The 22,958-nt window shown below is 68.9% G+C and carries 23 protein-coding genes, 1 tRNA gene and 2 riboswitches; of the genes, 8 read left to right on the top strand and 16 right to left on the bottom strand.

Annotated elements, in window-relative coordinates:
• Positions 1-14 precede the first annotated feature (14 nt).
• Both cobU and cobO read left to right on the top strand, forming a co-directional pair.
• On the top strand, positions 15-539 hold the full coding sequence (gene cobU, locus GGQ89_RS12445) for a bifunctional adenosylcobinamide kinase/adenosylcobinamide-phosphate guanylyltransferase (RefSeq protein ID WP_184106018.1): 525 nt from the start codon (positions 15-17) through the stop codon (positions 537-539).
• A complete protein-coding gene (gene cobO, locus GGQ89_RS12440; RefSeq protein ID WP_380773162.1) occupies positions 539-1,138 on the top strand; it encodes a cob(I)yrinic acid a,c-diamide adenosyltransferase in 600 nt (199 codons plus the stop codon). Before cobU ends, cobO begins: the two co-directional genes overlap by 1 nt.
• 194 nt (positions 1,139-1,332) lie before the next feature.
• Here cobO and cobF read toward each other — a convergent pair whose 3' ends face one another.
• Genes cobF through cbiE form a run of 6 tightly spaced genes read right to left on the bottom strand, consistent with a single transcriptional unit; the run spans position 1,333 to position 6,450 of the window.
• The gene (cobF, locus tag GGQ89_RS12435; RefSeq protein WP_184106016.1) at positions 1,333-2,097 is read right to left on the bottom strand and encodes a precorrin-6A synthase (deacetylating); all 765 of its coding nucleotides are present in this window, start codon (positions 2,095-2,097) and stop codon (positions 1,333-1,335) included.
• Positions 2,094-2,816 carry a uroporphyrinogen-III C-methyltransferase gene (gene cobA, locus GGQ89_RS12430; RefSeq protein WP_184106015.1) on the bottom strand — a complete coding sequence of 241 codons (723 nt, stop codon included), beginning with the start codon at positions 2,814-2,816 and terminating at the stop codon, positions 2,094-2,096. The genes cobF and cobA overlap by 4 nt, the downstream gene beginning before the upstream one ends.
• Positions 2,817-2,836: 20 nt before the next feature.
• Complete coding sequence (locus tag GGQ89_RS12425) at positions 2,837-4,144, bottom strand: cobyrinic acid a,c-diamide synthase CobB (protein WP_184106014.1); 1,308 nt, start codon at positions 4,142-4,144, stop codon at positions 2,837-2,839.
• Complete coding sequence (gene cobM / locus GGQ89_RS12420; RefSeq protein WP_184106013.1) at positions 4,141-4,905, bottom strand: precorrin-4 C(11)-methyltransferase; 765 nt, start codon at positions 4,903-4,905, stop codon at positions 4,141-4,143. Before cobM ends, GGQ89_RS12425 begins: the two co-directional genes overlap by 4 nt.
• A 1-nt stretch (position 4,906) precedes the next feature.
• The gene (locus GGQ89_RS12415) at positions 4,907-5,257 is read right to left on the bottom strand and encodes a cobalamin biosynthesis protein (protein WP_184106012.1); all 351 of its coding nucleotides are present in this window, start codon (positions 5,255-5,257) and stop codon (positions 4,907-4,909) included.
• Positions 5,251-6,450: a precorrin-6y C5,15-methyltransferase (decarboxylating) subunit CbiE gene (cbiE, locus tag GGQ89_RS12410; RefSeq protein WP_184106011.1), complete on the bottom strand. Its 1,200-nt coding sequence runs from the start codon at positions 6,448-6,450 to the stop codon at positions 5,251-5,253. Before cbiE ends, GGQ89_RS12415 begins: the two co-directional genes overlap by 7 nt.
• Here cbiE and GGQ89_RS12405 point away from each other — a divergent pair.
• Positions 6,449-7,195 carry a cobalt-precorrin-6A reductase gene (locus tag GGQ89_RS12405; RefSeq protein ID WP_184106010.1) on the top strand — a complete coding sequence of 249 codons (747 nt, stop codon included), beginning with the start codon at positions 6,449-6,451 and terminating at the stop codon, positions 7,193-7,195. The two genes, cbiE and GGQ89_RS12405, sit on opposite strands and share 2 nt — an antisense overlap.
• Here GGQ89_RS12405 and cobJ read toward each other — a convergent pair.
• The 8 genes from cobJ to GGQ89_RS12370 form a co-directional block, all read right to left on the bottom strand.
• Complete coding sequence (cobJ, locus tag GGQ89_RS12400) at positions 7,171-7,920, bottom strand: precorrin-3B C(17)-methyltransferase (protein ID WP_184106009.1); 750 nt, start codon at positions 7,918-7,920, stop codon at positions 7,171-7,173. The genes GGQ89_RS12405 and cobJ overlap by 25 nt on opposite strands.
• Positions 7,917-8,642 carry a precorrin-2 C(20)-methyltransferase gene (locus tag GGQ89_RS12395; protein ID WP_184106008.1) on the bottom strand — a complete coding sequence of 242 codons (726 nt, stop codon included), beginning with the start codon at positions 8,640-8,642 and terminating at the stop codon, positions 7,917-7,919. The genes cobJ and GGQ89_RS12395 overlap by 4 nt, the downstream gene beginning before the upstream one ends.
• Positions 8,639-9,268 carry a precorrin-8X methylmutase gene (locus GGQ89_RS12390; protein WP_184106007.1) on the bottom strand — a complete coding sequence of 210 codons (630 nt, stop codon included), beginning with the start codon at positions 9,266-9,268 and terminating at the stop codon, positions 8,639-8,641. The genes GGQ89_RS12395 and GGQ89_RS12390 overlap by 4 nt, the downstream gene beginning before the upstream one ends.
• Complete coding sequence (locus GGQ89_RS12385; protein WP_184106006.1) at positions 9,268-10,389, bottom strand: cobalamin biosynthesis protein CobG; 1,122 nt, start codon at positions 10,387-10,389, stop codon at positions 9,268-9,270. Before GGQ89_RS12385 ends, GGQ89_RS12390 begins: the two co-directional genes overlap by 1 nt.
• Entirely contained in the window at positions 10,386-13,103 is a 2,718-nt protein-coding gene (gene cobN / locus GGQ89_RS12380) for a cobaltochelatase subunit CobN (RefSeq protein WP_342354523.1), read from the bottom strand. The genes GGQ89_RS12385 and cobN overlap by 4 nt, the downstream gene beginning before the upstream one ends.
• 1 nt (position 13,104) lies before the next feature.
• Positions 13,105-13,638 (bottom strand): hypothetical protein, encoded by a 534-nt coding sequence (locus tag GGQ89_RS20040; protein WP_244955786.1) that lies wholly within the window; start codon positions 13,636-13,638, stop codon positions 13,105-13,107.
• Between the two features lie 4 nt (positions 13,639-13,642).
• A complete protein-coding gene (cobW, locus tag GGQ89_RS12375) occupies positions 13,643-14,680 on the bottom strand; it encodes a cobalamin biosynthesis protein CobW (protein ID WP_184106005.1) in 1,038 nt (345 codons plus the stop codon).
• 182 nt (positions 14,681-14,862) lie between these two features.
• Positions 14,863-15,062, bottom strand: a riboswitch (cobalamin riboswitch).
• Between the two features lie 25 nt (positions 15,063-15,087).
• Complete coding sequence (locus GGQ89_RS12370) at positions 15,088-16,143, bottom strand: HoxN/HupN/NixA family nickel/cobalt transporter (protein WP_184106004.1); 1,056 nt, start codon at positions 16,141-16,143, stop codon at positions 15,088-15,090.
• 172 nt (positions 16,144-16,315) lie between these two features.
• Positions 16,316-16,517, bottom strand: a riboswitch (cobalamin riboswitch).
• A 100-nt stretch (positions 16,518-16,617) separates the two neighbouring features.
• Between GGQ89_RS12370 and GGQ89_RS12365 the strand changes: the two genes are divergently transcribed.
• Entirely contained in the window at positions 16,618-17,193 is a 576-nt protein-coding gene (locus GGQ89_RS12365) for a septal ring lytic transglycosylase RlpA family protein (RefSeq protein WP_184106003.1), read from the top strand.
• 821 nt (positions 17,194-18,014) lie between these two features.
• Here GGQ89_RS12365 and GGQ89_RS12355 read toward each other — a convergent pair.
• Positions 18,015-18,091: transfer RNA gene (locus GGQ89_RS12355), tRNA-Pro, on the bottom strand.
• A 192-nt stretch (positions 18,092-18,283) separates the two neighbouring features.
• Between GGQ89_RS12355 and yajC the strand changes: the two genes are divergently transcribed.
• From yajC to GGQ89_RS12335, 4 genes are read left to right on the top strand one after another with little or no spacing between them, the layout of a single operon-like run.
• On the top strand, positions 18,284-18,619 hold the full coding sequence (yajC, locus tag GGQ89_RS12350; protein WP_184106001.1) for a preprotein translocase subunit YajC: 336 nt from the start codon (positions 18,284-18,286) through the stop codon (positions 18,617-18,619).
• Positions 18,620-18,623: 4 nt separating this feature from the next.
• Positions 18,624-20,228, top strand: coding sequence for a protein translocase subunit SecD (gene secD, locus GGQ89_RS12345; RefSeq protein WP_184106000.1), 1,605 nt, complete (start codon positions 18,624-18,626; stop codon positions 20,226-20,228).
• Between the two features lie 16 nt (positions 20,229-20,244).
• Complete coding sequence (gene secF, locus GGQ89_RS12340) at positions 20,245-21,225, top strand: protein translocase subunit SecF (RefSeq protein WP_184105999.1); 981 nt, start codon at positions 20,245-20,247, stop codon at positions 21,223-21,225.
• 10 nt (positions 21,226-21,235) lie between these two features.
• Positions 21,236-21,619, top strand: a complete 384-nt coding sequence (locus tag GGQ89_RS12335; protein ID WP_184105998.1) for an Mth938-like domain-containing protein — start codon at positions 21,236-21,238, stop codon at positions 21,617-21,619.
• Between the two features lie 133 nt (positions 21,620-21,752).
• Here the strand turns inward: GGQ89_RS12335 and GGQ89_RS12330 are convergent, their stop codons facing one another.
• Entirely contained in the window at positions 21,753-22,925 is a 1,173-nt protein-coding gene (locus GGQ89_RS12330) for a glycosyltransferase (protein WP_184105997.1), read from the bottom strand.
• Positions 22,926-22,958: the final 33 nt, after the last annotated feature.

Raw genomic sequence — 22,958 nt, 5'->3', positions numbered from 1 at the left:
CGATGCGGACCGGCATGACGAAGCCCCGCACCCTGTTGGTCCTCGGCGGCGCCCGGTCGGGCAAGAGCCGCCATGCGCAGGCGCTGGCCGAAGCGATGACGCCCACCGGCTGCTTCATCGCTACCGCGCAGGCCTGGGACGACGAGATGCGCGACCGGATCGCCCGGCACCAGGCCGATCGCGACGAACGCTGGATGACCGTCGAAGCGCCCATGGCCCTGCCGGAAGCTGTCGCCGAGCATAGCCGGGCCGACCGGGTGCTGCTGGTCGACTGCCTGACGCTATGGCTGACCAATTTGTTGCTGGGGGAAGCCGATCTGGCGGCGGCGGGCGACGCGCTGGTCGCAGCGCTGGCAAACGCACCCGGCCCGGTGGTGCTGGTCAGCAACGAGGTCGGCTTCGGCATCGTCCCCGACAATGCGCTCGCCCGGCGCTTCCGGGATGCGCAAGGCACGCTCAACCAGCGGCTGGCGCGGGTGTGCGATGCGACCGATCTGGTAGTGGCGGGGCTACCCTTGCGGCTTTCAGGAGAGAAATGATGCGAACCGACGCCGAACATGCCGAGCGCATGGCCAAGAAGAAAGCCGCGCAGGACAGCAAGGTCGCCGCCCGCGACGCCGAAAAGGGCCTGATCATCGTCCATACCGGCAAGGGCAAGGGCAAGACGACCGCCGCACTCGGTATGGTGATGCGTGCGGTCGGCCACGGCATGCGCGTGGGCATGGTCCAGTTCGTGAAGGGCGCGATGACCACCGGCGAGGCGGCGGTGCTGGCGCGCTTTCCCGAGGTGGATTTCCACGCGATGGGCGAAGGCTTCACCTGGAACACCCAGGACCGCAGTCGCGACATCGCCACCGCGCGCACCGCGTGGGAAGAGGTCAAGCGCATGATCGCCGACCCGTCCTACGACCTGATCGTCGCCGACGAGCTGAACATTGTACTGCGCTATGACTATCTGCCGTTGGACGAGGTGCTGGAGGTGCTGGCGACCAAAGGCGCGATGACGCATGTCGTCATTACCGGCCGGAATGCGCCCGACGCGCTGATCGAGGCGGCGGATCTGGTGACGGACATGACGCAGGTGAAGCATCCCTTCCGCGAACAGGGCGTGAAGGCACAGAAAGGGATCGAGTTCTAAGCCCCTCCTCCCGGCAGGGGGGAGGGGTTTGGGGTGGGGGCTAAGCCACGGGCGACACGGCTTGGGGCAAGGCCCTCCCCCAGCCCAGTTGCGGGTGAACGATGCCCCGCATCGTTCAGGCCATGCCGGGGGCATGGCCGACCCGCAACTCGCCTGCGGGAGGGGAGCGGTGCGTGGCAGAACGACGGGCTCTATCACGCCTCCTCCCCCACCAAATCCCTACCCCGCCGCAGCAGATACACATCCATGATCCACCCATGGACCCGCCGCAGTTCGGCGCGGCGCGCCACGATCCGATCCGCCACATCGACCAGCCGCCCGGCCTCGACCGCCTCCTGCGCCATGCCGAGATATGCTCCCCACCAGATCACCGCATCCGGCTGATCCAGCGTGGTGAACGCACAGCCGCCGTCGAGCATCACCGCCACGCTGTCCGCTCCCTCGGGCCAGCCGCCCTCGCGCAGGCGGCGCCCGGTCGTCACCATCACCGGCGCGCCGACCGCGTTGAACGGAATGGCGTGCGCGGCGCAGAGCAGTTGCAGGCTGGTGATCCCCGGCACCACCGTGACCCGCTCCACCGCGACCAGCCGCCGCGTGATCCGGATCGTGCTGTCGTAAAGAGACGGATCGCCCCAGACGAGCAGCGCCACCCGCCCGCCGCGCGGCAGATGCGCCGCGATCTCCGCCGCCCAGCGTTCGGCGATCGCATCGTGCCAATGCTCGACCGTATCGAGATAAGCGCCCTCGACGGCCCGTACCGGCAGGTCGAACTCGACCACCTGCACGCTTGTGCCCGCCAGCACCTGCGCACAGATGTCGCGGCGCAGGTCGATCAGCTCGGCCTTGTCTTCCTTGCGCGGCAGCAGAATCAGGTCGGCGCTCCGCATCGCCGTCTCCGCCGCGCGGGTCAGGTGATCGGGGTTGCCCGTGCCGATGCCGATCAGGTCGAGATGGATCACAGATCCTCCATCAGCGGGCCGTAGAGGATCAGCGCGGCCTTGTCCGACACGCCTTGCGCCAGTTGCGCGGCCAGCGCACCGATCGTCGCGCGGGTCAGCCGCTGGTCGGAGCAGCCGACATGCTCGGCCATCAGCGCGGGGGTTTCCGGCGACAGGCCATGGGCGACCAGCGCCTCGACCAGCGCGGGGAATGTCCGCTTCGGCATGAACACCACGGTCGTCGCACCCGCATCCGCCAGCGCCGCCATGTTGCGGTCGGCGGGCAGCGCGCCCGTGACGTCATGGCCGGTCACGAACTGCACCCGCCGCGCCTCGGACCGCCGGGTCAGCGGCAGGCCCGCCGCCGCCGCCGCCGCGCTCGCCGTGCTGACGCCGGGGACGATCTCGAAGGGAATGGCGGCGGCCTTCAGGGCGATGATCTCTTCCTCCAGCCGCCCGAAGATACCCGGATCGCCGGACTTCAGCCGGACGACGCGCTTGCCGCTCAGCGCGTGATCGACCAGCAGCCGGTCGATCTCGCCCTGCTTGGGCGAGGTACGGCCCGCCCGCTTGCCGACCGCGATCAGTTCGGCGTCGGCGCGGCAATGGCTCAGCATCGGCCCGGCGGCGAGATCGTCGAACAGCACGACATCGGCCGCGCCCAGACAGCGCACCGCCTTCAGCGTCAACAGTTCCGGATCGCCCGGCCCCGCGCCGACAAGGGAGACGAACCCGCTCACCACCCCACTCACCACCCCAATCACCACCAACGCGCCACCAGATGGAAGAAAGTGCCGGTCACAGCCCCCCGCCGCGATCCGGTTTCGGGCACCGCCTCGCCTTGCGCATCCACGACATGGGCAAGGGCTGCATCGGGCTGTTCGAGCACGGTCGAGTAATGAAATTCATGCCCGCCCAGCACCGCGCCCTCGGGCATCCCGGCCACCTCGCCGAGCAGGGTCGCGCGGCGATAGCCGAGATGCATCTTGCGCTTGGCATAGCTGGTCACGAGGCCGAGCAGACCGGCCATGCGGTGGCTGACACCCTCCGCATCGATCAGCGCCTCGCCCAACGCCATATAGCCACCGCACTCGCCATGGATCGGCTTGGTCGCGGCATGGGCGGCGAGACCGGCGCGGAACGTCTCCGCCGCCGCCAGTCGTCCGGCATGAAGCTCGGGATAGCCGCCGGGCAGCCAGACCAGATCGGCCGAGGCATCGGGGGCTTCGTCGGCGAGCGGCGAGAAGGGCAATATCTCCGCCCCGCCTGCGCGCCAGCCCTCCAGCATATGCGGATAAACAAAGGAAAAGGCCGCATCCTGCGCCAGCGCGATCCGCTGCGCGGGCGGTGGCGGCAGGGTGCCGGACGCAGGCGTGACGGGCCTGGCATAGGCCGCCGCGCGAACCGCCTCCAGATCGACATGCGCCGCCAGAAACGCCGCATAGTCGCCGATCAGCCGGTCGAGTTCGGGATGCTCGACCGCCTGCACCAGCCCCAGATGCCGCTCGGGCAGGACCAGGTCGCCGCGCCGGGGCAGCGCGCCGAAGACCGGCAGGCCGATCTCCTCGAAACCCAGCTTCGCCAGCCGCTCATGACGCGGGCTCGCCACCCGGTTGAGGATGACGCCCGCCACCCGCAATTCGGGATCGTAGCGCGCAAAGCCCAGCGCGGTCGCCGCCGCCGATTGCGCCTGTCCCGATACGTCGATGACCAGGATCACCGGCCAGCCCATGCGCCTGGCCGTCTCGGCACTGCTGCCCATGCCGGTTGCGCCCGGCTTGGCGACGCCGTCGAACAGACCCATCGAACCTTCCGCCAGCACCAGCTCGGCATCCGCCCCTCGCTGCCCCAGCGTATCGAGCAGCGTCGCCGGCATCGCCCAGCCGTCGAGATTGAACGATGCCCGCCCGCAGGCCGCACGGTGGAAGGCGGGGTCGATATAGTCGGGGCCGCTCTTGAACGGCTGCACGGCCAGCCCCGCGTCGCGAAACGCGCGGAGCAGGCCCAGCATCACCGTCGTCTTGCCGGTGCCCGAGGCGGGCGCGGCGATCATCAGACCCGGCGTCATTCTACGCTGTTCCCAGGACGATAGCGGCGGTCATAGCCCTCCGCATATAAGCGGCTCTCGGCAAAATCGCTCTGATCGAGCACGCGGCCGACCAGGATCAGCGCGGTTCGCTCCGGCCCATCGGCGGCGGCCTCCGCGATGGTGGCGAGTGTCGCGCGGACGATACGCTGCTCGGGCCAGCTGGCGCGCCAGACGATCGCGACCGGGCAGTCGGCACCATAATGCGGGGTCAGGTCGGCCACCACCTTGTCCAGATTGTGGATCGACAGATGGATGGCCAGCGTCGCGCCGGTCGCAGCGAAGGCGCTCAGCGATTCGCCCTCCGGCATGGCGCTGGCGCGGCCGGGGGTGCGGGTCAGGATCACCGATTGCGCGATGCCGGGGAGGGTCAGCTCGCTTTCCAGCACCGCCGCCGCTGCCGCGAAGGACGGCACGCCCGGCGTTACCGAGACGGGGATGCCCAGTTCGCGCAAACGCCGCACCTGCTCACCCATCGCCGACCAGACCGACAGGTCGCCGGAATGGAGCCGGGCCACGTCCTGGCCCTTGCCATGGGCGTCCGCAATCTCGGCCATGATCTCATCGAGCGTCATCGGCGCGGTGTTCACGATCTTCGCATCCGGCGGGCAATGGGCCAGCACCGCCTCCGGCACCAGCGATCCGGCATAGAGGCAGACCGGGCAGGCGGCGATCAGATCGCGGCCCCGCAGGGTCAGCAGGTCGGGGGCGCCGGGTCCGGCGCCGATGAAGTGAACGGTCATCTCAATGTCCCTGGGCAATGGCGCAGGTCGCCATGCGGTCGGAGGAAATTACACGCAGGCCGACGATCCGCGCGCCCGGTCCGACGGCGGCCAGCGCGACGGCTTCGGCCACGCTGCCGACCCCGCGTGCGGCCAGGCTGACGGTCGAGCGGGTCGGGGTGTCGATGCCTGACAGCAGGTCGGCGGCGACGGAGTGGACGGCCAGCCCCTCCGCCTCGGCAAAGGGCGCGATCAACCCGGCCCGGTCAGCGGGCACGGCCAGCGCATCGGGGCGCACGCCGGTGGCGGTCAGCGCGCTGCGGAAGGACTCGGAGGTCGCCTCCGCCCGGCATCCGAAACCGGCGATCACCATGCTACCCGCCACTGCACGATGGGATAGCTCGCCTTCCACCCCCGCTTGGTGCCGAGCGGTCGTGCGCGCGCCAGTTCGATGCGCAGTAGCTCCCCGCCATAACGGGCATGGCATTCGGCCAGCAAAGCCTCGGTCTCCAGCGTGACGGCGTGCGCGACCAGGCGACAGCGCGGCAGCGTCCGCAGCGCCTCGACCAGTGGTCGCGACAAGCCGCCGCCGACGAACACCGCATCGGGACGCGGACGCTCGGCCAGCCCCGAAACCGCATCACCCTCGATCAGGTCCAGCCGGGTCAGGCCCAGCCGCGCGGCATTGTCGGCGGCGCGGACGAGGCGCACGGGGTCGCGCTCGAAACCGATGGCGCGGGTGGTCGGGTCGCTCAGCAGCCATTCGATCGCGACCGATCCCGATCCCGTGCCGATGTCCCACAGCAACTCGCCCGGTCGCGGGGCGAGCGCCGAGAGCGCCAGCGCGCGGACGGGGCGCTTCGTGATCTGTCCGTCATGCGCGAACCAGTCATCGTCCAGGCCATTCGCACGCGGCAGGATACGGCCCGCCCCGGCAGGCTCGATCGCCACCGCGACCGGGTGGGCGATGTCGGTCCAGTCGAGTGCGTCCGCCGTGCAGGCCCGCACCCGCTCGCGCGGACCGCCCAGCGCCTCCAGCACGGTCAGTGCGCTGTCACCGAAGCCCTGCTCGGCCAGCCAGGCGGCCAGCCCCGTCACCGAAGCGCCATCGCGCATCAGCGCCAGGATCCGCTGCCCCGGTGCCAGATGCGGACGCAGCGTCTCGACGGGCCGCGCGTGCAGTCCGACGCTGTGGATCGTCTCGACCGGCCAGCCCAGCCGCGCCGCCGCCAGCGACAGGGTGGACGGGGCCGGATAGGCGACCCACTCGCCCGGCTCCATCGCCCGTGTCACCACCGACCCCGCCCCGAACCAGAAGGGATCGCCCGAGGCGAGCATCACCACCCGCTCAGCCTTCCGTTCGAGCAGCATGGGAACACCATCGGCAAAGGGGACGGGCCAGACGATCCGTTCGGCCCGGCCCTGCTCAGCCAGCAGCGACAGGTGACGCGGCGCGCCCATCACGCTATCGGCCGCCAGGATCGCGGCGCGCGCGGGGGCGGTCAGGCCGTCCCAGCCATCCTCGCCGATCCCGACGATCGTCAGCCACGCCTGGGAGTCAGCCATGCGCCACATCCTTCTGCTCGGCGGCACGACCGAGGCGAGCGCCCTGGCCACCGCGCTGGCGGCGCGCGGCGAACGCGCGGTGCTGAGCTATGCGGGTCGGACCGAGGCTCCACGCGCACAGGCAATCCCGACGCGGATCGGCGGGTTCGGCGGTATCGAGGGGCTGGCCGACCATATGCGCCGCGAAGGCGTGACCCATCTGGTCGACGCCACCCATCCCTTCGCCGCGCGGATCAGCGCCAACGCGATTGCGGCGGCGGAGTTGGCGGGCGTGCCCCTTCTCGCGCTGACCCGGTCCAAATGGGTGGAAACGCCCGGCGACCGCTGGACCCACGTGGCGGATACCGAACAGGCGGTAGGCGCGCTCGGCTCCGATCCGGCGCGCGTCTTCCTGGCGCTCGGGCGTCAGACCATCGGCGACTTCGCCAGCGCGGCGCAGCATTTCTACCTGCTGCGCTTCGTCGATGCCGCCGCACCGCCCGCGCTGCCCCGCCACCATCTGGTCGTGGACCGAGGCCCCTTCACGCTGGCTGGCGAACTGGCGCTGCTGGGTGAACACCGGATTCAAGTAGTGGTCGCCAAGAATGCGGGCGGCACCGGCGCACGGGCGAAGCTCGACGCGGCGCGCGAAATCGGGCTGCCGGTCGTTATGATCGACCGGCCCTTCATTCCGCCCCGCCCGCAGGTCGACAGCGTCGCGGCCGTGCTGGACTGGCTGGATCACGGCGTCGTCCGGGGGGTGTAGAGGATCGGCCGTCCGGCGTGCGGGATCATCCGCGTGCGGCTGGAGCCGATGATGACGACGGTGCGCATATCGGCCATCTCGCCCCGCGCTTCCGGCAGGGGTACGATGCGCAAATGCTCCTCGGGTGTGGAGACGGCGCGTGCGAACAGCACCGGGCGGTCATCCCCGCATGTCTCGCGCAGCAACGCAAAGGCCGCATCCAGCGCGTCGGGCCGCGCCTTGGACCGGGGATTGTAGAGCGCGATGGCGAAATCCGCCTCCGCCGCCAGCGCCAGCCGCCGCTCGATCAACGCCTGGGGTTTGAGATTGTCGGAGAGGTTGATCGCGCAGAAATCATGGCCCAGCGGCGCGCCCGCCCGCGCGCTCGCCGCCAGCATCGCGGTGATGCCGGGCAGCACGCGGATGTCGAGGTCGTGCCAGCGGGTGGCATCTTCCTCCACCCGCTCGAAGATCGCCGCCGCCATCGCGAACACCCCCGGATCGCCCGAGGATACGACGACGACGCGGCAGCCTGCCTCCGCCATCTCCAGCGCATGGAGCGCGCGGTCGCGCTCGACCCGGTTGTCGCTGGCATGGCGGGTCAGGCCGGGCCGCTCGGGCACGCGCGCGACATAGGGGATATAGCCGACGACATCGGTCGCCTCGGCGAGCGCCGCCGATACCTCGGGCGTGACCATCGCCTCCGCGCCCGGCCCGAGTCCGACGACGATCAGCCAGCCGCTCATGGCCGCCGTCCCTGTCCGTGGATCAGCGCGATCGAGAAATAGGGGGCGGGAGCATCCTCCACCTCTGCCAGTCGGCGCACGCGCTCCCCGGCCTGGGCGGCATGTTCGACCAGCCAGGCCTGCTCGGTCCGTCCCGCCGCCGCGATCGCGCGGCGCAGCTTGGGCAAGTGGCGGCCGATCTTCATCACGACCAGCGCGTCGGTCTCGGCGATGCGGCGGGTCAGCTCCGGCTCGGGCAAGGTCGCCATCGCGACCGTCAGCACATCGTCGCCCCAGGTAATCGGCGCGCCGCTGGCGGTCCAGGCGCCCGACATGCCAGTGATGCCGGGCACCACCGCGACGGGGGCGTGATCCTTCAAGCGGCTGTGCAAGTGCATGAACGAGCCGTAGAAGAACGGATCGCCCTCGCACAGCACCACCACATCCTCGCCGCCCTGCACCAGCGAAAGGATATGCGCGGTGCACTGTGCATAGAAGGCGGACAGGCACTCATTGTAGCGCGGGTCGGTGAACAGGATCTCGGTCGTGACCGGATAGTCCATCGGATATTCGACCACGTCGTCGCGGAGCATGCCCTCGACGATGGTGCGCGCATGGCCGCGCCGTCCGGCCTTGCGGAAATAGGCGACATGCCGCGCCCCGCGCACGAGGCGATCGGCGCGGACGCTCATCAGATCCGCCGCGCCCGGCCCCAGGCCCACACCGTGAACGGTCCCCGTCATTCGGCGCGGCTCGCCAGCGCGTTGATCGCCGCCACCGTGATCGCGCTGCCGCCGGGGCGGCCCTTCACAATGGCGCACGGCACCGGCTGGGCTTCCCACAGCGCGTCCTTCGACTCCATCGCGCCGACGAAACCGACCGGACAGCCGATGATCGCCGCCGGGCGTGGGCAGCCGGGGTCTTCCAGCATGGTCAGCAGATGGAAGAGCGCGGTCGGCGCATTGCCGATCGCCACCAGCGCGCCCGCCAGATAGGGCCGCCACAGCTCCAGCGCGGCGGCGGAGCGAGTCGTGCCCATCTCCTTGGCCAGCGCGGGCACGGCAGGGTCGCGCAGCGTACAGATCACCGGATTGTCGGCAGGTAGCCGGGCACGCGTGACCCCCTCGCTGACCATATGCGCGTCGCACAGGATCGCCGCGCCGTTCGCCAGCGCCTGCCGCCCCGCCACCGCAAAACCGGCCGAGAAATGGATCGACGGCGCCAGCTCGACCAGCCCGGCGGCATGGATCATGCGCACCGCGACCGGCTCTTCCTCCGCATCGAAGCGCGCCAGCTCCGCCTCGGCGCGGATGATGGCGAAGGACTGGCGATAGATCGCCGCGCCATCGGTTTCGTAAGTGTACGGCATCAACAGGCTCCGAGAAGCGCGACCGCCCGCTCGGGCGTCAATCCGGTGTGAAGGGGCGCGGCCCCGGCGCGGGCATGTCTGGCCAGATCGAAAGCCCCCTCCCGCCCGGTCAGCACCCAGTCTGCCGCCCGTGCCCGTGCGCAGCCCTTCGCGCAACCCGAGACGTGCAGGTGGCCGTCGATCAGCGGTGCGAGCCGGACGGCCAACCCACGCGTTTCGACACTCGCCTGCGGACAGGCGGGCGCGCCGACACAGGCATCGACGTGCAGGATCGGGCTGTCGGCGAGCAGCATGTCGGCGACAGGGGCCGGGGCGACGCCTTCCGCGATCAGCAGCCGCCACGGGGTAAGGCGAAGGGCGCAACCATGCGAACGAACGAACGCCGCCAGTAATGCGGCGTCGATCCGGCCGAAGGGCAGTCCATAAACCGCTCCGATCGGATGCGCGCCCGGCTGCATCGCTTTACCGGATGCGGGTACGGCGTCGCCTTGGGCCCAGTCGGGCAGGGCCACCTTGTGACGCGTCATTCGCCCGGCCGTGCAGCCGCCGCTTTCGCTGAACCAGTGCGCCAGCCGAATCAGGGCGTCGACCGCGTTGGGCCGCGTCACGGCGACACCGCTCGACCGCCCATCCCCACGCAGCGCCAGGGTGCCAGTGGCGGTCCTCTCGATACGGAAATCCCCGGACGCGTCCATGACTATCGGCGACGGCCCCGCATCGATGATAAAGCCCACCTTGCCCGGCAGTTCGGGCAGTTCGGCAAGACGCGCCCGCAATTCGCTGGCGATGGCATGACTATCGTCGCCCTCACGCCAATCCGGGTTGATCAGAATCGCCCCCCGCCCCTCCGACACCGGATCGGGATCAACCAGCCCCAACGCCTGCAACTCCGCCAACAGCGTGGGCCAGCCGGCCTCGGTCACCCCCCGGATTTGTAGGTTCGCACGGGCCGTCAGGTCGATCTGGCCATTGCCGTGGCGGATCGCGCCCGCGCACAACCCTTCGGCTTGTTCCGCCGTCAACCGTCCCAGCGGCGGGCGAACGCGGACCAGCAGCCCGTCGCCCGCCATCATCGGCCGGAATGCATCGGGGCACCAGCCCTTGACCACGAAGCCGCTCATGCCGCTCCGTCCAGCATCGCGAGCACCGAATTGCGCCGCGTCGGCCACAGCCCCGCAGCATGAAGCGCCGCGAAGCGCGCCTCCATCGCCTTCAACGCCGCCGGGTTTGCCTGCGCCATGAAGTCGCGCACCGCGTCCTGCGCCAAAGTCGCATCCCAATACAGGTCGATCAGCGCGGCGGGCACCGCCTCCGCCAGATGCGCGAAGCTGCCCAGATGGTCGAGCGTCGCGGCAATCTCCGCCGCACCCCGAAAGCCATGGACCATCATCCCCTCGACCCAGCGCGGATTGGCGGCGCGGGCATGGATGGTGCGTGCGATCTCCTCGGCCAGCGTCCGCGCCTTGGGGCTGGCGGGGTCGCGGGTGTCGAGATGATAGAGCGCCGCCGCGCCCTCCCCCAAAGCCACGCGCGCCGCCGCGAAACCCGCCTGATGCGCGGCATAATCGGCGGCGAGCAGAAGATCGCTTTCGGGCAGGTCGTGGAGATGGACGAACGCCTGCGCCGCCGCCACCCGCGCCGCGATCCCCTCCGCATCGCGCCGGTCGCCATCGTCGAGCGCAGTCGCCGAAGCGGCGAGCCAGCTCTGCCCCGCCTCGATCCGTGCCGCCTCGTCATAGCCCGCATTCGGATCCAGCCCGATGCCATAGCGTCCCGGCGCGGGGCCGTAGACGCGCGGGCTCCCCTGTCCAACGAACGGGTTCCATTCGACCGTTTCGTCCCGCTGGCCGAGCGCGCGCACCGCCTGCCCGAACAGCGCGACCAGATGCGGGAAGGCATCGCGGAACAGCCCCGACACGCGCAACGTCACATCGACGCGCGGCCGGTCGAAGCGCATCAGCGGCATCACCTCGAACCCCGTCACCCGCTCGGAACGATGGTCCCAGACCGGCTCGACCCCGATCAGGTGCAGCGCCATGGCGAATTCCTCGCCCGCCGTGCGCATCGTCGCCGAGCCCCAGAGATCGACGATCAGGGTGCGAAGGTGATCGCCCTCCTCCTGCATATGGCGGCGGATCAGTTCCTCGGCGAGCTTGACGCCCTGAAGATGCGCGGCCCGGCTCGGCACCGCGCGCGGATCGATGGCGTAAAGGTTGCGCCCCGTGGGCAGCACATCGGCGCGCCCGCGATAGGGCGAACCCGAAGGCCCGGCCGGAACGCGCTTTCCATCCAGCCCGGCGAGCAACCCGGCCCGCTCCGCCGCGCCCTGTTCACCGCGCCCGAAGACGTGAAGCCCCTCGCCGAACTGGCTGTCCTTCACATCGCAGACGAAAGCGTCGATCCGGGCGAGCGGATCCTCCGCCCCCGCCAGCCCCAGCGTCTCGCCCAGGCCGACGCTGTCCGCCTCCTCGGCGATGCTGGTGCGCAGCCGATCGCGGCGGGCGGGGTCGAGGCCATCGGCATTGGCATATTCGTCGAGCAGCGCCTCCAGCCGCCCCAGCCCCGCGCCGGTCTCCGCCTGGACCAGCACCGGAGGGACATGGCCGATCGTCACCGCGCCCAGCCGCCGCTTGGCCTGTGCGGCCTCGCCCGGATCGTTGACGATGAAAGGATAGAGGACCGGCCAGTCGCGGGTCAGCGCCTCGGGCCAGCAGGCGCCGGACAGCGCGACCGCCTTGCCGGGCAGCCACTCCAACGTGCCATGCGCGCCGACATGGATCAGCGCATCGATCCCCTGCGCACGCAGCCAGAGATAGAAGGCGACATAGGAATGGCGCGGACAGCGCGAGAGGTCGTGATACTCGTCCGCCCGAGCCTCGCGTCGTCCGCGCTCGGGCTGGAGCGCGACGATCGCCTTGCCGAGCATGAGGGCGGGGAATTGGAACTGGTCGCCCTGGACCAGCGGATCCTCTTCCGCCGCGCCCCAGCTTTCGGCAAGGTCGGCGCGCAGACTTTCGGGAAGAGTAGCCAGCGCCTCGCGATAGGCGGCGACGGGCCAGGCGATCCGGTTGTTGAGCAGCGCGGCGGGCAGATCGGCCTGCGGTTCCACATCATAACCCGCCTCGCGCAGATCGGCGAGGATCGCCGCCGTCGAGGCGAAGCCGTCCAGCCCCACCGCATGCGCCGCCTGCCAGTCCTTGCCCGGATAGGTCGACAGCAGGATGGCCAGCCGCCGCTCCGCGGCCGGGGTCGTCGCCAGCCTCACCCAGCCCGCCACCTTGTCCGCCACCGCCGCGATCCGCTCGGGCTCGGCGCGGTGGAGGCGCAGCGCGATATCGAAGTCGGGGTCGCGCTCTCCCGGCTGCTTGAAGCTGACCACACCCGCGAACAGGCGTCCGTCGATTTCGGGCAGGACGACATGCATGGCGAGGTCGGCGGGCGACAGACCGCGCGCGGCGCCCTCCCAGCCCGCCCGGTCGCTGGTGGCGAGCGCGACCTGGAACACCGGCACGCCCGCGCCGTCGAGCGGGGTGGTGTCGTCCTCACCGCGTGCCGAGAAGGCGGTGGCGTTGACGATCGCGGCGGGGGTGAAAGCCTTGACCCAGCGCGCGACCCAGGGGCCTGCGCCCTCGGCCTTCAACGAGGGGATGAACAGGGCGACGGGGTCGAAGCCGCGTTCGGCCAGGGCGGCATAAAGGGCGGCGATGGGTTCGAGGTCGGCGGCGGCGAGATAGGCGCGGTAGAAGGTGATGAGGACGCGGGGGCGAGTTGTGGTCAGCAGGGTCGCGGCCGGGCAGGCCGGGCCGTTCGGGCACCAACCGCCAACGGGCGGCACCTCAAAGCCCCTCTCCCGGCAGGGGGAGGGGTTGGGGAGGGGCAAGGGCCGCAGGCGATTCCGCCGCCAATATGCTTAGAGCCAGAGCCGCCGCCTGAGCCCCACCCGCATCGCACAGCGCCGTCAACCGCCGCACCACCGCCTCCCCCACGGTCGACGCCGCCATCAACCGCCGGTCCTCCCGTCCATCCGCCGCCAGCACCGCCAGCGCGATACCCCGCTCGCGCCCCAGCCGCTCGACCTCGCGCAGGCCGTATTCCCAGTACGCCGCGCCGCCGATCAGCCGGATCAGGATCGCCTTCGCATGCGCCAGGGTCTGCTCGACATAGGTGTCGACCGACAGCGGATGGACCAAGGCCGCCAGATTGGCGAGCCGCAGCGACCAGGAAAATCCCCCCGCCCGCCAGCCCGCCGCAAAGGCGCTGAGGTCGCTGTCGGAGAAGGACAGCACGACCACGTCACCGGGGCGCTGCCCCAGATCCTGTGGAACGGCCTGTTCCTCCAGCCCATGGCTCTCGCGAAAGACGAGATGCACGTGTTCAGCCCTTCAGCACGGCCTCGATCGAAGGCCGGTCGATGCGGTCATGCTCGGCGATGACGACCAGTTGCGTGCCGCGCGGCTCGCCCGCGCCCCAGGGACGGTCATAGCTGGTGCGCACCCGGCGACCGACCGCCTGGACCAGCAGCCGCATCGGCTTGCCCGCGACCGCCGCATAGCCCTTCACGCGCAGGATATCCTGCTGTTCGGCCAGCGTCACGATCCGCGCGGCGATCGCCTCGGGGCTCTCCACCTCGCCCAGCATCACCGAGATGCTGTCGAAATCGTCATGCTCGTGATCGTCCGCGCCGTCATGGTGCGAAGGGCGTGCGGCGATGTCGTCCTCGGCGGCGGCTTCCAGGCCCAGCACGATCTCGGCGGAGACGATGCCGTCGACCGCCTCGACCATCGGCAGCGGGCGCGGCGCCTCGGCGGCGATGATTTCGCGCGCCTTGGCGACACCCTCCGGCCCGGCGAGGTCCGCCTTGGTCAGCAGGACGATATCGGCGCAGGCCAGCTGGTCCTCGAACACCTCCGACAACGGGGTCTCATGGTCGAGGCTGGGATCGGCGGCGCGCTGTGCCTCGACCGCGTCCAGATCGGGGGCGAAGCGGCCCGCCGCGACGGCTTCGGCATCGGCCAGCGCCACCACGCCGTCGACGGTGATGCGCGAGCGGATGGCGGGCCAGTCGAAGGCCTTCAGCAGCGGCTTGGGCAGCGCCAGACCCGAGGTTTCGATCAGGATGTGATCGGGGCGCGGCTCCATCGCGAGTAGCTTTTCGACCGTCGGGATGAAGTCGTCGGCGACGGTGCAGCAGATGCAGCCGTTCGCCAGCTCGACGATATTCTCCGCCGGGCAATCGGGGATCGCGCAAGACTGGAGGATGTCGCCGTCGACGCCCAAAGTGCCGAATTCGTTGACGACCACCGCCAGGCGACGGCCGCCAGCGTTGCGGATCAGATGGCTGATAAGCGTGGTCTTGCCCGCGCCCAGAAAGCCGGTGACGATGGTGACGGGGACCTTGGAAAGGTCACGCATGGTAATTCTCCGACGCGCCGGACGAGCGAGCGCGGACGCGGGGCCGATCGCCGGAGCGGTGACGGACGGGCGCAGTCGTATGCGTCCGCCCCGCTATACCGGCGACCGATGCGGCCCCGGCCGCATGGCTTCGTCGCTCCCCGACGGAGAACCGTGCCCCGACCACCCCCTGGGTCCAGGCAAGAGCGACCATGACGCCGGCAGGTCTCCTGGCTCGCGGGTCGAAGCAAAAGGATGCGCCTTCCCGGATCACTCCAGTGGCCGTGCCCTCATAGGAGCACCAGCATCGCTCGCTCACCGCTTACAGTTGCAGGGACAGCCGGGGATTTGCACCCCATTCCCGTTTGAAGCCCTTGCGGGCACCGGCGCGATCTTCGGAGGGCTTATCACCCTCCGATCAGCGGCATTTATCCCGCCGCGCCGGGCTTGGCAATTCGCGCCTCCATCGCCGCAAACCCGCGCCAGCGATAGAGGAGGAAGCTCGCGCCCCAGCAGACCACGAACAGCCCGACGATGGCGAAACCCAGCACGTTGAAATGCTCGGCGAGCGCGCCCGCATAGCGGAACGGCCCCGCCGTCCAGCCGAACCGCTCGGCGAGCAGCGCGGTCGCCTGGATGCCGCCGATCACCAGCGCGACCAGTGCAGACACCAGAGTGATCGTCATGTTGTAGTAGAGCTTGCGCAGCGGATGGACGAACGCCCACTCATAGGCGCCCAGCATCACCAGCCCGTCGGCGGTGTCGATCAACGCCATGCCGACCGCGAACAGCACCGGGAATACCAGGATCGTCGCCAGCGACACCCCGTCCGCCGCGTGCGAACCCGACAGGCCCAGGATCGCCACCTCGGTCGCGGTGTCGAAGCCCAGCCCGAACAGGAACCCCAGCGGCGCCATGTGCCAGCTGCGCCGGATCAGCCGGAACAGCGGCCGGAACAGACGCGACAAAGGCCCCTGCCCCGAAAACATCATGTCGGCATCGGCCTCCGCCATCGGCTCGCCCCGCGCGACGCGGCGGAAACGGGTCCAGACATCGCGCAGGATGATCAGGTTCATGATCGCAATGGCGAACAGGAAACTCGCCGAGACGATGGTGGCGATGGTCCCGCCGCTCTGGCCGAACGCCTCGAAGTCGGACAGGGTGCTGGCGGCCAGAGCTACGGTGGTCGCGGCGATCAGGACGATGGCGGAATGGCCGATCGCGAACCACAGGCCGACCGCGATCGGCCGCTGGCCGTCCTGCATCAGTTTGCGGGTGACATTGTCGATGGCGGCGATGTGATCGGCATCGACTGCATGCCGCAGCCCCAGGCTGTAGGCGAGCAAAGCCGTGCCCAGCATCAGGCTGTTGCCCGCAAAGACGCTCAGCGCCCAGCCCCAGACGGCGATATTCACGACGATCAGCGCGCCCATCAGCAGGGTGACGCGACGCTTCAACGATGGTCGGGCGGAAACTTCGGACATGGGCGGATCATGCCTTAACGGCGCCGTTGCGACTCAGGCCGACCTTCCGCTGTCGCGGTCGTCCCCCACCGTCGACGGGCGCACGCCGGGTCGGGTTCCGATTCAGGTTCGCCCTATGGCGTCGCTCGCATGATACAATATATCCTGGCCATGACCATCCCCTGGATCGCGGCAAGAGCGACTCGCATTGGCAGGTCTCCTGGCTCGCGGGTCGAAGCGTCGGCAATGCGGCCTTCCCGGATCGCTCCAGTGGCTGTTCCCTGTTGCAGGAACCGGCATCACGCGCTCACCGCTTACAGTTGCAGGGACAGCTATGGATTTGCACCATATTCCCGTTTGAAGCCCCGAGGGGCACCGATGCGATAGTCCGGCGGCGTGGCTGAAAGCCGCTGCCGGTCGGCACGGGGATAGTCTGCGTCGGATCGAGGCGCAAACGGCTTTATCCCGACGCACGGTAAGCCTAATCGACAGGCCATGGTGGTTTGGAAAGCGATACGCCGATGGACACCGGCGGTGGCCTGCCTGGTCGCGGCCTGTTCGGGTGGCAATTACCGGCCGGTCAGCGATTTCCCGGTGCGGATCGGCAAGCCCTATACGGTGCGGGGCATCACCTATGTCCCCGCCGAGGACACGACCTATGACATGCTCGGCTATGCCAGCTGGTATGGCGGCGAATCGGGCAAGCGCACCGCCAACGGCGAACGTTTCCGTCCCGGCTGGGCGACGGCCGCGCATACTACCCTGCCCCTGCCCAGCTATGTCGAGGTGACGGCGCTGGATACTGGGCGGCGGATCATCGTGCGGATCAACGATCGCGGGCCGTTCGCGGGATCGTCGCGGATCATCGACCTGTCGCGCGGCGCCGCCGAACAACTCGGCCTGCGCGCGGTCGGCAAGGCGGCGGTGCGGGTACGCGTCGTCGAGCCGGACGAAAAGGACAGCGAACGCCTGCGCCACGGCAAGGCGGCGCGGCCTTTGCCTCCGGTTTCGGATGCGGTACGAGCGAATTTGCTGTCGCAAATCGCGGCGGCGGGGATTGTAGTTCGGTAGAGGCGGCGGCTTTCGCCCAATAGCGGACACAGCGAACGAGCGCTGTTATACTCGACACATGACCGATCGAACCGCGCTAGAAGCCCTAATGCACGAAGTCTGTGTGGAGAGGGGCTGGTGCGGCTCGGTAGTTGATGGCCAGCCTCTGCATGTCACCGACTTACTGCCCGCGAGCGGAGAAGTCACAGCCGATCAATTTGCTGGCTGGCTCTTCGCAGCCGATGGAATCGATCCCAACGATGATCGAGCAAAGTGGCAAAGCCATCTGGACGATCTACGCGGGGCGTTCGTGCGTCACATGGGGAGCGAAGCCACTGACGTTGAGCGGCTAAAGTGAAAAGGCATCTAACGCCCTGGCGCGGAAATTGGCAGCCACGATCCCATCACGAGCCGTCGCCGACCGTCCCTTCGATCACACCCTTAGAAGTCCGGGTTAGACGGCAGTGGCCAGCATGGATCGCCATCCCATCGTGCCCCGTGTCCAAGCTGGCTTCTGCTCGCTGATACTCGCTGACAGAGATGCCGCACTTACTGGCGATCTCTTCATCAATGGTCTGATTGTTCAAACACGCGCTTAACGGGAGCATGAGGCCGACGACGAGCGGGATTGATCTTCTCATGCATGGCCCTGTGCAACACGGCAGCCGGCATGTACAACGTCCGCCTCCCACCTAATAGCCGCCATTTAGCTTGGATCGCTTTGGTCCGCCGTGAAGCCAAACCTCCCGCGCTTCACTCCACGGTGAAAGCAGAAAACGCCAGAAACGAAAAAAGCGGGCTTTCGCCCGCTTCGTCGTCGTCCACCGATGTCAGTAGAAGATTGGTCGGGGCGACAGGATTCGAACCTGCGACCCCCACACCCCCAGTGTGATGCGCTACCAGGCTGCGCTACGCCCCGACCGAGCGGCGGCCTCTAGGCGGGTTTTCTTCGCGATGCAAGCCTTGATGTTGCGATACTGCCGACACCACATCCGCCTCTCCATTGCGCCTGTCCGCCTGCGATGGTAGCGGGCAGGCTATCCGACATGGGGGCTTGTCGATCGTCAACGGTCGGCACGTACCCGTGCCCATTCAGCAAAGACGGGTCCGAATGTTCATTCCCTTCACCGCCCAGGCAGCATCCGGGGCCGCCGCGTCCAGCGGGGCCGCCTCGTTCCTCAGCCTCGCGCCGCTGCTCCTCGTCTTCGTCGTCTTCTATTTCCTGATGATCCGCCCGCAGCAGCGCCGCATGAAGACGCTGCAGGCGTCGATCGAGGCGGTCAAGAAGGGCGATCAGGTCACCACGGCGGGCGGCATCGTCGGTAAGGTGACGCGCGTCGAGGATCAGCTGGTCGAGGTCGAGATCGCGCCCAACGTCCGCGTCCGCGTGGTCAAGGCGACGCTGACCGACGTGCTCGATCCCACCGCCAAGCCCGCGAACGACTGATCCGATGCTGGATTTCCCCCGCTGGAAGGTCGCTTCCATCGTCGCATTGCTGGCCGCTTTGTGCCTGCTGGCGATCCCGAGCTTTCTGCCTGAGAGCGTCACGAACAGCTGGGGGGCGATCCCGCATCCCCGCGTGAACAAGGGCCTCGATCTGGCGGGCGGCAGCTATCTGCTGCTGGAGGCGGACACCGGCGATCTGGCCAATACCCGGCTGGAGACGATGCGCGACCAGGTCGCGGCCGAGATGCGGCGCGGCAATCCGCGTATCGATATCGGTGACATCTCGGTGCGCGGCGGACAGCTCAGCTTCATGCTGCGCGATCCGGCCCAGGTCGACGCGGCGCGCGAGCGGCTGCTGTCGATCACCGGCGGCGGGGCGGGCATGACCGGCCAGCGCGAATGGGATATCCAGGTCGTCGACACCTCGCGCTTCGTCCTGAAGCCGACCCAGGCGGGCCTGACCCAGGCGGTCGACACCGCCATGAAGACCGCGACCGAGGTCGTCCGGCGTCGTATCGACGCGCTGGGCACCAAGGAACCGACGATCCTGCAACAGGGCAGCAACCGCATCGTGGTGCAGGTGCCCGGCCTGCAGGATCCGCAGCAGCTCAAAGACCTGATCGGCAAGACCGCCAAACTGGAATTCAAGCTGGTCGACACCACGGCCAACCCGGTCGAGGTGGCCAAGGGCAATGCGCCCGCGGGCAGCCAGGTCCTGCCCTATCCGGGCAATCCGCTGGGCGCGCCGGTGATCGCGGTCAAGCGGCCGGTCATCATCTCGGGCGACCAGCTGATCGATGCGCAGCAGGCCTTTGACCAGCAGACCAACGCGCCGCAGGTGGCGATCACCTTCGACGCACAAGGCGGCCGCAAGTTCGCGCGGATCACCCAGGAGAACACCGGCAAGCCCTTCGCCATCATCCTCGACGGTCAGGTGCTGTCGGCCCCCAACATCAACGAGCCGATCCTGGGCGGCCGGGCCTCGATCAGCGGCAACTTCACGGTCGACACCGCCAACCAGCTGGCGATCTCGCTGCGCTCGGGCAAGCTGCCGATCGACCTGAAGGTCGTCGAGGAACGCACCGTCGGCCCCGACCTGGGCGCCGACTCGATCCGCGCCGGTATCCTGGCGTCGGCGATCGCGGCGGTCGCGGTCATCATCTTCATGACCGTCACCTATGGCCGGTTCGGCATCTATGCGAACATCGCCGTCGTCATCAACGTGCTGGTCATCCTGGCCGTCATGGCGATGCTGAACGCGACGCTGACCCTGCCGGGTATCGCGGGCTTCATCCTGACCATCGGCACCGCCGTCGACGCCAATGTGCTGATCAATGAGCGAATCCGCGAGGAACGACGGCGCGGACGCAACGTCGTCCAGTCGGTCGAGCTGGGGTATAAGGAAGCCAGCCGCACGATCTTCGAGGCGAACGTGACCCACGCGATCTCGGGCGTCATCATGCTCGTGCTCGGCTCGGGCCCGGTGAAGGGCTTCGCGGTCGTGCTGCTGATCGGCATCGTGACCAGCGTGTTCACCGCCGTTACCTTCACGCGGATGCTCGTGGCGCTCTGGTTGCGCCGCGAAAAGCCCAAGACCATCACCATTTGAGGCAGGAGAACAGATCATGCGCCTCCTGAAACTCGTCCCCGACAACACGAACATCGACTTTGTCCGCCTGCGCGGCTGGGCGTTCGGACTGACGCTCGCGCTCACGCTGCTGGCGGTCGGCGTGACGTTCGCCAAGGGCCTCAATCTGGGCGTCGACTTTGTCGGCGGCCTGATGATCGAGGAGAAGTTCCCCTCCCCGCCTTCGGCCGACCGGGTCCGCTCGGTCGTCGACGGGCTGGGCGTGGGCGAAGCCAATATCCAGACGGTCGGCGACGGCCGCACCATCAGCATCCGCCTGCCGGTCCCGAAGTCCAATGACGAAGGCGCGACCAACGCCGTCGTTCGCAAGGTGGAAGCCGCGCTGGGCCAGCAATTCCCCGGCGCGACCTTCAGCCGTTACGACACGGTGTCGGGCAAGGTGTCGGGCGAGCTGATCAAGCACGGCGTGCTGGCGGTCGTCCTGGCGATCCTGGGCATCGGTCTGTTCGCCATCTTCCGCTTCGAATGGCAGTTCGGCGTGTCGACCATCGTCGCCATCGTCCACGATCTTCTCGTCACGCTGGGCTTCTTCGCGATCACCCAGTTCGAGCTGGACCTGACGATCATCGCGGCGTTCCTGACCATCATCGGCTACTCGATCAACGACAAGATCGTCATCGACGACCGCATCCGCGAGAATATGCGCCGCTATCGCAAGATGGACATGCGCGAGATCATCAACCTGTCGGTGAACGAGACGCTGCCGCGCACGGTCATGACCTCGGTCACGATCCTGCTGGCGCTGGTCGCGCTGCTGTTGCTGGGCGGCCATGTGCTGCGCGGCTTCACTGCCGCGATGATCCTGGGCATCGTGGTCGGCACCTATTCGTCGATCTACGTCTCGTCCTCGCTGCTGATCACGCTCGGCCTGCGCGCCGAGCCGAACCGTGAGAAGCCCGGCACCACCGACAAGCGCAAGGTGACCGACGCCGAGCGCATCACCCCGCGCGAGAGCTAAGCGAGCGGGAATGAGCGATTCGATCCGCATCACGCGCGATCCGACCGCGCCCGGCCCGATCGTCCGTGGCTTTGCCGCCACGGGCTTTCGGGTGGGTGAGATCGCTTACCCTGCGCTGCTCCTCTCGCCGGACTGGCACGAGCCCTGGAGCCCGCCGCCCTTCGAGGCGCTGACGCCGGAAGCGGTCGCCGCGCTGGTCGATGAGGCACCGGAATTCCTGTTGCTCGGCACCGGCGCGAACCTGCGCCGGGCGCCTGCCGCGTTCGTCGCCGCGCTGGAAGCGCGTGGGGTCGGCGTCGAGATCATGGACAGCCGCGCCGCCGCCCGTGCCTGGGGCGTGTTGCGCAGCGAAGGCCGCAAGATCTGCGCGGCCCTCTACCCGCTCGGCGCCTGATCCTCATACCTTCCTCCCCTGCAAGGGGAGGTGGCAGCGCGAAGCGCTGACGGAGGGGTGTCACGGCCAGCGGGGACACCCCTCCACCAGCTTCGCTGGTCCCCCTCCCCTTGCAGGGGAGGAATTGTTGTCCCTACCGCCCCCGCGCGACCAGTTCCGCCAAATGCGAGTGCAACCCGGCGGCATTGGCGGGCCAGGTAAAGTCCCGCACCGCCGCGCGCACCGCCCAAGGGTCCGCCGCCTGCTCCAGCACGTCACGGATCGCGGCGGCGAACTCGCCTGGATCGGCCTGGGCGATCCGCCCCGCCACCCGGCTTGTCACGACATCCTCCGCCCCGCCCGCCGGCGTGATGACCACCGGTGTCCCGCAGGCCAGCGACTCGACCCAGGCATTGGCCAGCCCTTCCGACGCAGAGGCCAGCGCCATGACATCCGCTGCCCCCAGCATGGGCGGCAGTTCGACATGAGGTATGGCACCGATCAATCGCACCCGGTCGGCGACCCCCGCCCGCTCGGCCCGTGCGGTCAGGGCGGCGCGCTCCGCCCCCTCTCCCACGATCATCAGCGTGACGCCGGGCAATCGCGCCACGGCATCGATCACCACTCCATGGCCCTTTCGCGGGATCAGCGCGCCCAGCGACACGACCAGCGGCCCGGTCACGCCCAGCGCCCGTTTGGCGGCTTCACGGTCGATTGGCTGGAAGCGGCTCTGGTCGACGCCGGTATGGTGGACGCGGATCCGGTGACGCGAGACGCCGAGCGCCGCAACGTCGTCCGCCATTGCATCGCTGACCGCCAGCAGGCCATCGGCGCGCATCGCCGCGCGCGCGACCTGGTGCCGCGTGGCGGGGGCGTGCCCCCAAAGGTGGATGTCCGCCCCCCGCGCCTTGATCGAGACGGGCACGCCGTAACGCCGCCCCAGCGCGACCGCCGCCGGGCCATCGGGGAAGAAGAAGGATGCGTCGATCACGTCGAACCGCGCCTCGTCCCGCAGCCGGTCGAGCACAGGGGTCAGCGCGCGCACAAGGGCAGGCACATGGAAGCGCCCGGCCGTGCCGGGGATCGTCAGAAAGCGCGGGCGGCTGACATCCAGCCCCGCCCATTGCTCGCGCAGGGGCAGCGCCGCCTGCGCCCGAAACCGCGCCGATCGCGCCAGCGGCCAGACCGGTAGGCCGATCGGCGCGACGACCCGGACGGCGATACCGGGCCGCATCGCCAGCGCGGCGGTCTGGCGTTCGACGAAGATTCCGAAATTCGGCCGCGTCGCATCGGGAAACAGGCTCGACAGGGTCAGCACGTTCAGCATGAGACCTCATACTCCTGTCGAGGCAATAAGACG

This window comes from Sphingomonas yabuuchiae (assembly GCF_014199595.1).
Lineage (GTDB): Bacteria > Pseudomonadota > Alphaproteobacteria > Sphingomonadales > Sphingomonadaceae > Sphingomonas > Sphingomonas yabuuchiae.
The sequence above is the reverse complement of the archived record's forward strand: the minus strand, read 5'-3'. Positions and strand labels throughout refer to the sequence as shown.

Bases quoted from the DNA above. Each gene is read 5' to 3' on its own strand.
- yajC (WP_184106001.1), top strand. From the start codon at position 18,284: ATGTTCATTCCCTTCACCGCCCAGGCAGCATCCGGGGCCGCCGCGTCC.
- GGQ89_RS12395 (WP_184106008.1), bottom strand. From the start codon at position 8,642: ATGACGGGGACCGTTCACGGTGTGGGCCTGGGGCCGGGCGCGGCGGAT.
- cobO (WP_380773162.1), top strand. From the start codon at position 539: ATGCGAACCGACGCCGAACATGCCGAGCGCATGGCCAAGAAGAAAGCC.
- GGQ89_RS12385 (WP_184106006.1), bottom strand. From the start codon at position 10,389: ATGAGCGGCTTCGTGGTCAAGGGCTGGTGCCCCGATGCATTCCGGCCG.
- GGQ89_RS12415 (WP_184106012.1), bottom strand. From the start codon at position 5,257: ATGGTGATCGCCGGTTTCGGATGCCGGGCGGAGGCGACCTCCGAGTCC.
- GGQ89_RS12405 (WP_184106010.1), top strand. From the start codon at position 6,449: ATGCGCCACATCCTTCTGCTCGGCGGCACGACCGAGGCGAGCGCCCTG.
- cobW (WP_184106005.1), bottom strand. From the start codon at position 14,680: ATGCGTGACCTTTCCAAGGTCCCCGTCACCATCGTCACCGGCTTTCTG.
- cobM (WP_184106013.1), bottom strand. From the start codon at position 4,905: ATGACCGTTCACTTCATCGGCGCCGGACCCGGCGCCCCCGACCTGCTG.
- GGQ89_RS12365 (WP_184106003.1), top strand. From the start codon at position 16,618: ATGGTGGTTTGGAAAGCGATACGCCGATGGACACCGGCGGTGGCCTGC.
- GGQ89_RS12370 (WP_184106004.1), bottom strand. From the start codon at position 16,143: ATGTCCGAAGTTTCCGCCCGACCATCGTTGAAGCGTCGCGTCACCCTG.
- cobJ (WP_184106009.1), bottom strand. From the start codon at position 7,920: ATGAGCGGCTGGCTGATCGTCGTCGGACTCGGGCCGGGCGCGGAGGCG.
- GGQ89_RS12335 (WP_184105998.1), top strand. From the start codon at position 21,236: ATGAGCGATTCGATCCGCATCACGCGCGATCCGACCGCGCCCGGCCCG.
- GGQ89_RS12425 (WP_184106014.1), bottom strand. From the start codon at position 4,144: ATGACGCCGGGTCTGATGATCGCCGCGCCCGCCTCGGGCACCGGCAAG.
- cobU (WP_184106018.1), top strand. From the start codon at position 15: ATGACGAAGCCCCGCACCCTGTTGGTCCTCGGCGGCGCCCGGTCGGGC.
- GGQ89_RS12390 (WP_184106007.1), bottom strand. From the start codon at position 9,268: ATGCCGTACACTTACGAAACCGATGGCGCGGCGATCTATCGCCAGTCC.
- cbiE (WP_184106011.1), bottom strand. From the start codon at position 6,450: ATGGCTGACTCCCAGGCGTGGCTGACGATCGTCGGGATCGGCGAGGAT.
- secF (WP_184105999.1), top strand. From the start codon at position 20,245: ATGCGCCTCCTGAAACTCGTCCCCGACAACACGAACATCGACTTTGTC.
- secD (WP_184106000.1), top strand. From the start codon at position 18,624: ATGCTGGATTTCCCCCGCTGGAAGGTCGCTTCCATCGTCGCATTGCTG.
- GGQ89_RS12330 (WP_184105997.1), bottom strand. From the start codon at position 22,925: ATGCTGAACGTGCTGACCCTGTCGAGCCTGTTTCCCGATGCGACGCGG.